Annotated in this window: 10 protein-coding genes; all 10 read left to right on the top strand. The window is 71.5% G+C overall.

Going from position 1 to position 12,166, the window contains the following annotated elements; translation table 11 throughout:
• The first annotated feature begins 7 nt into the window (after positions 1 to 7).
• The 10 genes from carA (at position 8) to AC5YDV_RS03610 (ending at position 12,146) form a co-directional block, all read left to right on the top strand.
• On the top strand, positions 8 to 1,147 hold the full coding sequence (carA, locus tag AC5YDV_RS03655) for a glutamine-hydrolyzing carbamoyl-phosphate synthase small subunit (protein ID WP_496184498.1): 1,140 nt from the start codon (positions 8 to 10) through the stop codon (positions 1,145 to 1,147).
• Positions 1,147 to 4,512: a carbamoyl-phosphate synthase large subunit gene (gene carB / locus AC5YDV_RS03650; protein WP_496184497.1), complete on the top strand. Its 3,366-nt coding sequence runs from the start codon at positions 1,147 to 1,149 to the stop codon at positions 4,510 to 4,512. The genes carA and carB overlap by 1 nt, the downstream gene beginning before the upstream one ends.
• A complete protein-coding gene (locus AC5YDV_RS03645) occupies positions 4,509 to 5,579 on the top strand; it encodes a quinone-dependent dihydroorotate dehydrogenase (protein ID WP_496184496.1) in 1,071 nt (356 codons plus the stop codon). The genes carB and AC5YDV_RS03645 overlap by 4 nt, the downstream gene beginning before the upstream one ends.
• Positions 5,576 to 6,382, top strand: coding sequence for an orotidine-5'-phosphate decarboxylase (gene pyrF, locus AC5YDV_RS03640; protein WP_496184495.1), 807 nt, complete (start codon positions 5,576 to 5,578; stop codon positions 6,380 to 6,382). The genes AC5YDV_RS03645 and pyrF overlap by 4 nt, the downstream gene beginning before the upstream one ends.
• A gap of 86 nt (positions 6,383 to 6,468) precedes the next feature.
• Positions 6,469 to 6,780, top strand: coding sequence for an integration host factor, actinobacterial type (gene mihF, locus AC5YDV_RS03635; RefSeq protein ID WP_496184494.1), 312 nt, complete (start codon positions 6,469 to 6,471; stop codon positions 6,778 to 6,780).
• Positions 6,777 to 7,328 carry a guanylate kinase gene (gmk, locus tag AC5YDV_RS03630; RefSeq protein ID WP_496184493.1) on the top strand — a complete coding sequence of 184 codons (552 nt, stop codon included), beginning with the start codon at positions 6,777 to 6,779 and terminating at the stop codon, positions 7,326 to 7,328. The genes mihF and gmk overlap by 4 nt, the downstream gene beginning before the upstream one ends.
• A gap of 30 nt (positions 7,329 to 7,358) precedes the next feature.
• Positions 7,359 to 7,697: a DNA-directed RNA polymerase subunit omega gene (gene rpoZ / locus AC5YDV_RS03625; RefSeq protein ID WP_496184492.1), complete on the top strand. Its 339-nt coding sequence runs from the start codon at positions 7,359 to 7,361 to the stop codon at positions 7,695 to 7,697.
• Between the two features lie 24 nt (positions 7,698 to 7,721).
• Positions 7,722 to 8,942 carry a bifunctional phosphopantothenoylcysteine decarboxylase/phosphopantothenate--cysteine ligase CoaBC gene (gene coaBC / locus AC5YDV_RS03620; RefSeq protein ID WP_496184491.1) on the top strand — a complete coding sequence of 407 codons (1,221 nt, stop codon included), beginning with the start codon at positions 7,722 to 7,724 and terminating at the stop codon, positions 8,940 to 8,942.
• Positions 8,939 to 10,129, top strand: a complete 1,191-nt coding sequence (metK, locus tag AC5YDV_RS03615; protein WP_496184490.1) for a methionine adenosyltransferase — start codon at positions 8,939 to 8,941, stop codon at positions 10,127 to 10,129. Before coaBC ends, metK begins: the two co-directional genes overlap by 4 nt.
• A gap of 49 nt (positions 10,130 to 10,178) precedes the next feature.
• The gene (locus AC5YDV_RS03610) at positions 10,179 to 12,146 is read left to right on the top strand and encodes a primosomal protein N' family DNA-binding protein (protein WP_496184489.1); all 1,968 of its coding nucleotides are present in this window, start codon (positions 10,179 to 10,181) and stop codon (positions 12,144 to 12,146) included.
• The last annotated feature ends 20 nt before the right edge of the window (positions 12,147 to 12,166 follow it).

The raw sequence follows: 12,166 nt of genomic DNA, 5'->3' as shown, positions 1-12,166 counted from the left end.
CACCTCCATGGAACTTCGAGACGACGTACCAGCACTGTTGGTCCTCGAAGACGGTCGATCGTTTCGTGGAGTGTCCTTCGGGGCGGCCGGCGAGACCTTCGGCGAGGCGGTCTTCTCGACCGGGATGACCGGCTACCAGGAGACCCTGACGGATCCCTCTTACCGACGGCAGGTGGTCGTGGCCACCGCGCCGCACATCGGCAACACCGGGTGGAACGACGAGGACGACGAGTCGCGCCGCATCTGGGTGTCCGGCTACGTCGTCCGGGACGCCAGCCGCCTCCGCTCCAACTGGCGCTCCACCCGCTCGCTGGACGAGGTCCTGCGGGCCCAGGGCGTGGTCGGGATCGCCGAGGTCGACACCCGCGCGCTGACCCGCCACCTGCGCGAGCGCGGGGCGATGCGCGTCGGCATCTCGACCATCGAACTGGACCCCGAGAAGCTCCTCGCCCGGGTGCTCGAGCAGCCGCCGATGGCCGGCGCCAACCTCGTCGGCGACGTGACCGTCGCCGAGCCCCTCGTCGTGCCGGCCCAGGGTGACAAGCGCTTCACCGTGGCCGCCATCGACCTCGGCATCAAGGAGATGACCCCCGAGCTCATGGCTCGCCGAGGCATCGAGGTGCACGTCCTGCCCGCCTCCAGCACGCTGGACGACATCCGCGCGACGGGCGCCGACGGTGTCTTCTTCAGCAACGGGCCCGGTGACCCGGCCGCCGCCGACGAGGCCGTGGCGCTGCTCACCGAGGTGCTGGACGCCGAGATCCCCTACTTCGGCATCTGCTTCGGCAACCAGATCTTCGGACGCGCCCTCGGGTTCGGCACGTACAAGCTCAAGTACGGCCACCGCGGCATCAACGTGCCCGTCCTGGACCGGTCCACGGGCCTGGTCGAGATCACCGCCCAGAACCACGGCTTCGCCGTCGATGCGCCCCTGGACGCCGACACGGCGACGCGGTGGGGCACGGCCCGCGTCAGCCACGTCTGCCTCAACGATGACGTCGTCGAGGGCCTCGAGCTGACGGACGCCGCGGGTCGCGTCCGCGGGTTCAGCGTCCAGTACCACCCGGAGGCCGCGGCCGGACCGCACGACTCCGCCCACCTGTTCGACCGGTTCGTCGACGTCCTCGCTGCTGCCAAGGAGAACTGATGCCCAAGCGCACCGACATCTCGTCGATCCTCGTCATCGGCTCGGGCCCGATCGTCATCGGCCAGGCCTGCGAGTTCGACTACTCCGGCACCCAGGCCTGTCGCGTCCTGCGCGAGGAGGGGTACCGGGTCGTCCTGGTGAACTCCAACCCGGCGACGATCATGACCGACCCCGAGTTCGCCGACGCCACCTACCTCGAGCCCATCACCCCGGAGATGGTCGAGAAGGTCATCGCGATCGAGCGGCCGGACGCCATCCTGCCGACCCTCGGCGGCCAGACGGCCCTCAACACCGCCGTCGCGCTGCACGAGAACGGCGTGCTGGCCAAGTACGGCGTCGAGATGATCGGCGCCAACTTCGACGCAATCCAGCGGGGGGAGGACCGCGAAAAGTTCAAGGAGATCGTCTCCGGACTCGACGTCCCGGGCGCGAACCCGGAGTCGGCGCGGTCCTTCGTCTGCCACACCCTCGACGAGGTGCTCGCCGCCGCCTCGCAGCTCGGCTACCCGCTCGTGTTGCGCCCCTCCTTCACGATGGGCGGCGTCGGCTCGGGATTCGCGCACAACGAGGACGAACTGCGCGAGATGGCCGCCATCGGTCTGGCCGCGTCTCCGGTGACGGAGGTGCTGGCCGAGGAGTCGATCCTGGGCTGGAAGGAGTACGAGCTGGAGGTGATGCGCGACAAGGCGGACAACGTCGTCATCATCTGCTCGATCGAGAACCTCGACCCGATGGGCGTCCACACGGGCGACTCGATCACCGTCGCCCCGGCGATGACCCTCACCGACCGCGAGTACCAGGCGATGCGCGACGTCGCGATCGCCATCATCCGCGAGGTGGGCGTCGACACGGGCGGCTGCAACATCCAGTTCGCGATCAACCCGGTCGACGGGCGCATGGTCGTCATCGAGATGAACCCGCGCGTGTCGCGGTCCTCGGCGCTGGCGTCCAAGGCGACGGGCTTCCCGATCGCGAAGATCGCCGCGAAGGTCGCCGTGGGGTACACGCTCGACGAGATCCCCAACGACATCACCGCCGAGACGCCGGCGTCCTTCGAGCCGACGCTGGACTACGTCGTGGTCAAGGTCCCACGCTTTGCGTTCGAGAAGTTCCCCAGCGCGGACGACACCCTCACCACCCACATGAAGTCCGTCGGCGAGGCGATGGCGATCGGCCGCAACTTCACCGAGGCCCTCAACAAGGCGCTCCGCTCGCTCGAGGACCCGAAGGCGCCGTTCGACTTCACCTCCCCGGTCACCGAGCCGGTCGACGAGATCCTCGCGGCGGCCGCCCGTCCGCACGACGGACGCCTCCAGCTCGTCATGCGCGCCTTCCGCGCCGGCGCGACCGTGGAGCAGGTGCACGCGGCAACGAGGATCGACCCCTGGTTCCTCGACGAGATCCTGTCCATCTGGGAGATGGCCCAGCGCGTCCGGGACGCCGACGCCGTGGATCCCGAGTTGCTGCGCCGCGCCAAGCGGACCGGCCTGTCCGACCACCAGATCGCCCTGCTGCGCAACACGTCGGACGAGGTGGTGCGCGGCGTCCGGTGGGCGCTGGGCGTCAAGCCGGTCTACAAGACCGTCGACACGTGTGCCGCCGAGTTCGCCGCGCGGACGCCGTACCACTACTCGTCCTACGACGAGGAGGACGAGGTCGAGGACCGCACCAAGGAGGCGGTCCTCATCCTCGGGTCAGGCCCGAACCGGATCGGGCAGGGCATCGAGTTCGACTACTCGTGCGTGCACGCGGCCATGGCGCTGCGCGAGGCCGGGTACGAGGCCGTCATGGTCAACTGCAACCCGGAGACCGTCTCGACCGACTACGACACCTCGGACCGGCTGTACTTCGAGCCGCTCACCCTGGAGGACGTGCTCGAGGTCTACCACGCCGAGGCCGCCAAGGGTCCGGTGGCGGGCGTCATCGTCCAGCTCGGCGGCCAGACCCCGCTGAAGCTGGCCCAGGCGCTGAAGGACAATGGGGTGCCGATCGTCGGCACCGCCCCCGAGGCCATCCACCTGGCCGAGGAGCGGGGCGCCTTCGGGGACGTCCTGACGGCGGCCGGGCTGCCCGCCCCCAAGTACGGCATGGCGCAGAGCTCCGCCGAGGCCCTCGAGATCGCCAACAGGATCGGCTATCCGGTCCTCGTCCGGCCCAGCTACGTGCTGGGCGGTCGCGGCATGGAGATCGTCTACGACGACGACGCGCTGGTCGGTTACATCGAGCGGGCCACGTTCATCACGCCGCAGCAGCCGGTTCTGGTCGACCGGTTCCTGGACGACGCGATCGAGATCGACGTGGACGCCCTCTATGACGGCACGGAGCTCTACCTCGGCGGCGTCATGGAGCACATCGAGGAGGCCGGCATCCACTCGGGAGACTCGGCGTGCACGCTGCCCCCGATCACCCTCGGCGACGACGCCATCGACCGGATCCGCACCGCGACCGAGGCGATCGCCGGGGGTGTCGGCGTCCGGGGTCTGGTGAACATCCAGTTCGCGCTGCAGGGCGACACCCTGTTCGTCCTGGAGGCGAACCCCCGCGCGTCGCGGACGGTCCCCTTCGTCTCGAAGGCGACCGGTACCCAGCTGGCGAAGGCGTGCGCACGACTCATGCTCGGGGAGTCCATCGCCGACCTGCGCGCCGCCGGGGTCCTGCGCGCCGACGGGGACGGTGCCCGCCTCCTCGAGTCGGCGCCCATCGCCGTCAAGGAGGCCGTGATGCCGTTCAACCGGTTCCGGACGTCGGAGGGTGCCTCCGTCGACTCGCTCCTCGGGCCGGAGATGAAGTCCACGGGTGAGGTCATGGGGCTGGACGAGCGCTTCGGGACGGCCTTCGCGAAGAGCCAGACGGGCAGCTACGGCGGCCTCCCGACCTCGGGGACGGCGTTCGTCTCGATCGCCAACCGCGACAAGCGCCATGCGATCTTCCCGGTCAAGCGCCTGGTCGACCTGGGCTTCCGCATCGTCGCCACCGCCGGCACCGCGCAGGTGCTGCGCCGCAACGGCATCGCCGTCGAGGTGCTGCGCAAGGCCCACCAGGGACGGGGGGAGAACGGCGAGCCGACCGTCGTGGACGCGATCCTCGGGGGCGAGGTCGACCTGATCTTCAACACCCCCCAGGGCGCCAGCCCCGACGGCCAGCCCCGCCGGGACGGCTGGTCGATCCGGTCAGCGGCGATCCTGAAGGACATCCCGATCATCACCACCGTGCAGGGACTCTCCGCGGCGGTGCAGGGCATCGAGGCGGCCCAGGCCGGGGAGGTGGGTGTCCGACCGCTCCAGGCCTGGAACGCCGACATCGCCGCGGAGCTCGCACAGCTCGCCGCCGCGGACCGGGCTGGAGGCAGGACGGGCGTCCGATGAGACGCGCGCTGGTCGCCGGGGGCTACGCGCGGATCCTGCGTCCGATCCTGTTCGCCGCCCGCGGGGGCGACCCGGAGCGCATCCACGAGGACATGATCCGTGCCCTCGCGCTGCTCGCCCGGGCCCCGGGTGCGGGTTCCCTGGTGGGCGCCCTCACCGCCACGCCGGGCAGCCCGGTCGAGGTGGCCGGCATCCGCTTCCCCGGACGTGTCGGCCTCGCCGCCGGGATGGACAAGGACGGCCTCGCCGCCCTGGCCTGGCAGCACCTGGGCTTCGCCTTCGCGGAGCTGGGCACGGTCACCGCCCAAGGACAGCCGGGCAACCCCAAGCCGCGCGTGTTCCGAGCCAAGGCGTCCGGCGGCCTCGTGAACCGGATGGGCTTCAACAACCACGGGGCCGGCGCCCTGGCTGTCCGGCTGGCCGCGGCCGGGGTGTACCGCGGCAACGGCGCGGCCGGCATCCCGCTGGGCATCAGCCTCGGCAAGACCAAGGTCGTCCCCGTGGAGGACGCCGTCGCCGACTACCTCACGTCGTTCGACGCGGTGCACCCGCACGCCGACTACATCGCCGTGAACGTCTCCAGCCCCAACACGCCCGGGCTGCGCTCCCTGCAGGATGGGGGAGCGCTCGTCGAACTCCTCGGAGCCCTCACCGCGCGGGCCCGCGTCGCGACCCCGGCGTCGCCGGTCCCGGTGTTCGTGAAGATCGCACCCGACCTCACATGGCCCCAGGTCGACGAGGTGCTGGCCGCGGCGGCGGACGCGGGCGTTGCCGGGATCATCGCCACGAACACCACGTTGAGCCGCGACGGGCTCGCCCCCGCCGACGCCGACCTCGCCCACGAGGCGGGTGGCCTCTCCGGGCGTCCGCTGACCGCCCGAGCCCGTGAGGTGGTGGGGTACGTGGCGGCGCACACCGACCTGCCGGTGATCGGCTCGGGTGGCGTCATGACGGCGACGGACGCGCGGGCGCTCATCGACGCCGGTGCGAGCCTGGTCCAGCTCTACACTGGCTTCGTCTACGCGGGCCCGGCCCTGATCGCGGACATCAACGAGGAGGTTCGATGAGCACGTATCGGCAGCGCTTGAAGGCGGTCGTCGCCGAGCGGGGCAATCTCTGCGTGGGAATCGACCCGCACGCGAACCTGCTCGCCGCGTGGGGATTCCCGTTGACGGCGTCCGGGCTGGAGCAGTACTGCCGCACGATCGTGGACGCGCTGGGCGATCGGGTCGCGGTGTTCAAGCCGCAGGCGGCCTTCTTCGAGGTGTACGGCTCGGCCGGCATCGCCGTGCTGGAGCGGCTCCTCGTCGACATCCGCGCCGCGGGGGCACTCTCGATCGTGGACGCGAAGCGCGGCGACATCGGTTCGACGATGGAGGCGTACGCCGAGGCGTACCTCGGCCGGGACTCCTCGCTGGCCGGAGACGCGGTGACCCTGTCCCCCTACCTCGGCTTCGGGTCCCTGGCGCCGGCCTTCGAGCGCGCGATCGCCTTCGACAAGGGCGTGTACGTCCTGGCGCGCACGTCCAACCCCGAGGGCGGGCGCGTCCAGCTCGCGCTGGGACGGGACGGCTCGGTCGCCCAGGAGATCGTCGACGCGGCCAGGGAACTGAACACCCGCGCCCGGACCCGGGCGATCGGCCTGGTGGTCGGGGGTTCCCACGGCAGCATCGGCATCGATGTGTCGGAGTTCAACGGATCCATCCTGGTGCCCGGAATCGGGGCCCAGGGCGGACGCATGGAGGACCTCCCGGGCCTGTTCGGGCCCGCGCTCGACAACGTGCTCCCCATGGTGGGGCGGGGCATCTTGCAGGCGGGACCCGACCCTGAGTCTCTTCGGACAAGGGTTGGGACATTTCTCGACCGCTGATTGCTACCATTTGTCGCGACTCAGATGGTACGGGCGCAGCCGGAACGCCAGTCGACGCCCCTTGACAAGAACGTTGGGAGCAAGTTGTGTCCATTCCCCAGCTGACGCCGGAGCAGTTGCAGGCTGCTCGTGCCGCCGCCACGCAAGCTCGCCGCGCCCGCGCCGACCACAAGGCGAAGGTGAGGACCGGTGAGTTGTCGCTCGCCGCAGCCCTGGACGTCGCGGCGGAGGACGACGTGCTGGCCCACATCAAGGTCGTGGACCTGCTGAAGTCGCTCCCGCGCGTGGGCGAGAAGCGTGCGGCCGCCGTCATGGAGAAGTTGGACATCGCTCCCAACCGCCGCATCCGCGGTCTGGGCCGGCACCAGGTGGCCGGCCTCAAGACCGAGTTCAAGTGAGGCATGGCATCACGGTCCTCTCCGGCCCGGCGGGGGTCGGGAAGGGCACCGTGGTGCAGCGGTTGCGGAGCTCACACCCGGAGATCTGGGTGTCCATCTCGGCGACGACCCGGCCCCCGCGCCCCGGTGAGGTGGACGGCATCCACTACCGGTTTCTGTCCGACGCTGAATTCGACGACCTCGTGGCGTCCAACGGCCTGCTCGAGTGGGCGGTCGTGCACGGGCGTCATCGGTACGGAACCCCGGCCGCGCCGGTCCTCGAGGCGGCCGCCCAGGGCCGCCCGGTGATCCTGGAGATCGACCTCCAAGGTGCCCGCCAGGTGCGTGAGACCCTGCCGGAGGCGCACTTCGTGTTCCTCGCCCCGCCGGATTGGTCGACGCTCGTGAACCGGTTGGAGGGCCGCGGCACCGAGTCGCCCGACCAGGTGGCCCGACGCCTCGAGACCGCGCGGGTCGAGATGGCGGCCGCCGAGGAGTTCGACGAGGTCATCGTGAACGACGAGTTGGGCGAGACCGTGGCCAAGCTGGTAAGCTCCTTGGGTTTGTAGACCCATCACACCAAGTGAAGAAGGTTGACGTTGAGCACCACCATCCCTGAGGGCATCACCAACCCGCCGATCGACGACCTCCTGAGCAAGGTTGACTCCAAGTACCGCCTGGTCCTGTTCGCAGCCAAGCGCGCCCGTCAGATCAACGCCTACTACAGCCAGCTCGGCGAGGGCCTGCTCGAGAACGTCGGCCCGCTGGTCGAGACCTCGGTGCAGGAGAAGCCGCTGACCATCGCCCTGCGCGAGATCGCCGCCGACGTGCTCGAGGTCACCGAGATCGACCCCGAGGCCGAGGCCGCCGCGCGCGCCCAGGCCGAGGCGGATCCCGACTTCGGGCTGGGCCCGTTCGATCCTGACGACCTGGCCTGAGCCGTCGTCTCCCGGGGGCCTGAGGTGAGCCGCATCGTCCTGGGGGTCGCCGGAGGAATCGCCGCCTACAAGGCGTGCGAGGTCCTCCGGCGCTTTCGCGAGGGCGGCCACGAGGTCACCGTCGTCCCCACCCCGAACGCGCTGCAGTTCGTGGGGGAGACGACGTGGGCCGCCCTGTCGGGGCAGCCCGTCCACACCGGTGTCTTCGACGCCGTCACCGAGGTGCCGCACGTCCGGATCGGGCAGTCCGCCGACCTCGTGGTCGTGGCACCCGCGACCGCCGACCTGCTGGCGCGAGCGGCGTCCGGCCGGGCCGACGACCTGCTGACCAACGTGCTGCTGACCGCCACGTGCCCCGTGCTGATGGTCCCGGCGATGCACACCGAGATGTGGGAGCACGCCGCCACGCAGTCGAACGTCGCCACCCTGCGCGAGCGGGGGGTCCTGGTGATGGATCCCGCCTCGGGGCGCCTCACCGGTGCCGACACCGGTCCGGGTCGCCTGCCCGAGGCCTTCGACATCGCCGCGGTCGCCGCATCGCTGCTGCATTCGCCCGAGGCGGTCGCCGCCGTCCGCTCGCGTGACCTGTCGGGGCGCCACGTCGTCGTCTCGGCCGGCGGCACCCACGAGGCACTCGACCCGGTCCGGTTCCTCGGCAACTCCTCGTCCGGACGCCAGGGCCTGGCCCTCGCCCAGGCCGCCGCCCTGCGCGGAGCCCGGGTGACGCTGGTGGCCGCCAACGTCGCGTTGCCGATCCCGAGCGGCGCGGAGGTGGTCCGGGTCGCCTCGACCGCCGACCTGGCGGACGCCATGCGGCGCCTGCAGCCGGACGCCGACGTCATCGTCATGGCGGCAGCCCCCGCCGACTTCACGCCGGTGGCGCCGGCCGGCGGGAAGATCAAGAAGGTCGGGGACGGCGGCCTCACCCTCGAGTTGCGCCAGACCACGGACGTGCTGGCGACGTTGAGCCACGACCGTCCCCACGACCAGGTCATCGTCGGTTTCGCGGCGGAGACGGCCAGCGACGACGCCGACCTGCTCGCGCTCGGCCGGGAGAAGCTGTCGCGCAAGGGCTGCGACCTGCTCGTCCTCAACAACGTCAGCGGCGGCGCCGTCTTCGGGTCGGAGAGCAACGCCGTCACCATCATCGACGCCACCGGGCCGGTGGCGACTGCGAGCGGCGACAAGGCCGTCATCGCGCACCGCATCTGGGACGCCGTCGTGGCGTCGAAGGGGGATTCGTGAGTCGTCTGTTCACGTCGGAGTCGGTCACCGAGGGGCACCCGGACAAGCTGGCGGACTCCGTCAGCGACGCCGTCCTGGACGCCCTGCTGGAGCAGGACGTCAACAGCCGCGTCGCGGTGGAGACGCTCGTGACCACCGGCACCGTGGTGGTGGCGGGCGAGGTGACGACCACCGCCTACGCCGACATCTCGAGCATCGCGCGCGAGCGCATCGTGTCCACCGGCTACGACCGTGCGGCCGCGTCGTTCGACGGCAAGAGCTGCGGCGTGCTGGTGTCGCTGGGCTCGCAGAGCCCCGACATCGCCCAGGGCGTGGACAACGCCGAGGAGGTGCGTGACGGCGTGGCCGTCGATGCCTACGACCGTCAGGGTGCCGGTGACCAGGGCCTCATGTTCGGCTACGCGTGCACGGACACCCCCACCCTGATGCCCCTGCCCATCGACATCGCCCACCGGCTGTCCGAGCGCCTCGCGGAGGTGCGCAAGGACGGGGAACTGGAGTGGGTGCTGCCGGACGGAAAGACCCAGGTCACCATCGAGTACGAGGGTGACCGCGCGGTCAGGGTCGACACCGTCGTGGTGTCCACCCAGCACACCGAGGCCGCCTGGCGCGACGGGATCGTCAAGGACGCCCTCGTCCGCCACGTGATCGACCCGGTGCTGGCCCGCTACGACATCAGCTCCGAGGGCCGCAAGACCTACACGAACCCCACCGGCAAGTTCGTCATCGGCGGCCCGATGGGCGATGCCGGCGTGACGGGGCGCAAGATCATCGTCGACACCTATGGCGGCATGGCCCGCCACGGCGGCGGCGCCTTCTCCGGCAAGGATCCGTCCAAGGTGGACCGTTCAGCTGCCTACGCGATGCGCTGGGTGGCCAAGAACGTGGTGGCCGCGGGGTTGGCGACCCGGTGCGAGGTGCAGGTGGCCTACGCCATCGGCCGCGCACACCCGGTGGGCCTGTACACGCAGTGCTTCGGCACCGAGACCGTGCCCGTCGAGCAGATCAACGACGCCATCAAGCAGGTCTTCGACCTCCGTCCGGCCGCGATCATCCACGACCTCGACCTGCTGCGCCCGATCTACTCGCGCATCACCAACTACGGCCACTTCGGCCGTGAACTCCCCGAGATGACGTGGGAGCGCACGGACCGTGCCGAGGCGCTGGCGGCGGCCGTCCGCGGCTGAGGCTCCGCCCCGGGCGGGGATTGTCAGAGTCCCGCCCTAGGATCCCTTCATGACCGCAACCCAGCCGACGCCGCCGCGCGTCGCTCGGGTGGCCGTCGATGTGCCGCTCCCGCACCTGGATCGTGTCTTCGACTACTCCATCACCGACGCGCAGGCGGACGCCGTGCGTCCCGGCGTGCGCGTCCGCGTACGTTTCGCCGGCAAGCTGCGCGACGGGTGGGTGCTGGAGGTCGTCGACGGCAGCGAGCTGGATCGACTGGCGCCGCTGGAGCGGGTGACCTCCCCCGAGGTCGTCCTCACCCGACCGGTCGCGGGCCTCGTGCGGGCGGTGGCCGACCACTGGGGCGGCACCTATTCCGACGTCGCCCGCCTCGCGATCCCACCGCGGCACGCGGCGTCCGAGGCCGCGGCCCGGCCCGAGCGTCCGGAGGCGACCACCTCCGACCTGCCGGGGGTGCTGGGCACCTACCCGGGTGGGGAACGCTACCTCGCCGGCCTGGCCTCCGGTGAGCCCCTGCGCGCGGCCTGGAACCCGGTCCCGGTGGCCGACCGTCCGGGGGATTGGGCCGGTGGCGTGGTGGACGCCGCGGGCGCCGTGCTGCGCTCGGGGCGGGGGGCGCTCGTCGTGGTGCCGGACGCGGACGCCCTGGCGGCCTTGGCGGCCCGGTGCACGCAGGCGTTCGGGGCGGGGAGTTTCACCACGCTGTCGGCCGACCTCGGTCCGGCCGCCCGCTACCGGAACTTCCTCGCGGTGGCCCGGGGGGACGTTCGTCTCGTGCTGGGCACGCGCGGAGCCGTGTTCGCCCCGGTGCACGACCTCGGGCTGGTGGTCGTGTGGGACGAGGGCAACGATGCGCTGGCCGAACCGCGGGCCCCCTACCCCCATGCCCGCGAGGTCGCGGCCCTGCGCGCCAGCCGCGAGCAGTGCGGTCTCCTGCTGGCCGGGTACGGCCGCACGGCCGAGGTCGAGGCACTGGTGGAACGCGGGTGGCTGGTCCCCTTGGCCCACGAGGCCCGCGAGGTACGGAGGCTGGGTCCGGCGGTCCGCATCGCCTCGGCCGACGAGCGCGCCGAGGATCGCGATCCGGCCGCCCACACCGCCCGGTTGCCCCGCGACGTCTTCGCCGCCATCCGGGCGGGGCTGACGTCCGGGCCCGTGCTCTTGCAGGTCCCACGGGCCGGGTACGCACCCAGCATGGCCTGTCAGGCCTGTCGGAACCTCGCCCGGTGCCCGCGGTGCTCACTCCCGCTTCGGGGTGAGCGGGTTCGCGGCGGGGAGCTCACCCTGGTGTGCTCCACGTGTGGACCGCTGGAGGGTCCGTGGCAGTGCCCCGAGTGTGGCGACACCACGGTGCGGGCACCGCGCGTCGGCGTTCGGCGCACCGCCGAGGAGCTGGGACGCGCATTTCCCCGGGTGCGGGTGCTCCAATCGTGGTCAGGGCACCTGCTGGACACGGTCGCCGATGAGCCGGCGCTGGTGCTGGCCACGCCCGGTGCCGAGCCGTCGGCCGTCGGTGGCTATGCGGCGGCGATTCTGATGGACACGGGCCTGCTGCTGGGCCGACCGGACCTGCGTGCGGCCGAGGAGGCCCTGCGCCGTTGGCTGTCGGTGTGCGCCCTCGTCCGCCCGGCCGCCCGTGGCGGCACGGTCATGGCCGTGGGGGAGCCGGATGCTCGGGCCCTGCAGGCGCTGGTCCGCCTCGATGTGGGGGGCTTCGCCGCCCGCGAGTACGCCGAGCGCGTCGAGACCCGGTTCCCGCCGGCGGCGCGGCTCGTCCAGTTCGACGGGCCGCGGGCAGCGCTCGACGAGGCAGAGGCGGCGTGGCGTCCGGTGCCCGGTGGCGAGCCCTTCGGGCCCGTGCCGCTGGAGTCGAAGGAAGGGGAGACGTGGCGGCTGACCGTCCGGTGCCCCCCGGCCCACGGCGACCTCCTCGTGTCCGGGCTGAAGGAGGTCGTCGCCGACCGGCTCTCGCGCAAGGCCCCCGGAGCCATGCGCCTCCAGGTCGACCCCTGGTGAGGGGGCACAACTCCGGAGCC

Source organism: Propioniciclava sp. LT432 (genome assembly GCF_059515965.1).
Note: the sequence above shows the minus strand (reverse complement) of the source record. Positions and strands in the feature narration are given on the sequence as shown.

What these genes read in the sequence shown, in the direction of transcription:
- AC5YDV_RS03610 (WP_496184489.1), top strand. Translation starts at nt 10,179, where the DNA reads ATGACCGCAACCCAGCCGACGCCGCCGCGCGTCGCTCGGGTGGCCGTC.
- carB (WP_496184497.1), top strand. Translation starts at nt 1,147, where the DNA reads ATGCCCAAGCGCACCGACATCTCGTCGATCCTCGTCATCGGCTCGGGC.
- carA (WP_496184498.1), top strand. Translation starts at nt 8, where the DNA reads ATGGAACTTCGAGACGACGTACCAGCACTGTTGGTCCTCGAAGACGGT.
- AC5YDV_RS03645 (WP_496184496.1), top strand. Translation starts at nt 4,509, where the DNA reads ATGAGACGCGCGCTGGTCGCCGGGGGCTACGCGCGGATCCTGCGTCCG.
- pyrF (WP_496184495.1), top strand. Translation starts at nt 5,576, where the DNA reads ATGAGCACGTATCGGCAGCGCTTGAAGGCGGTCGTCGCCGAGCGGGGC.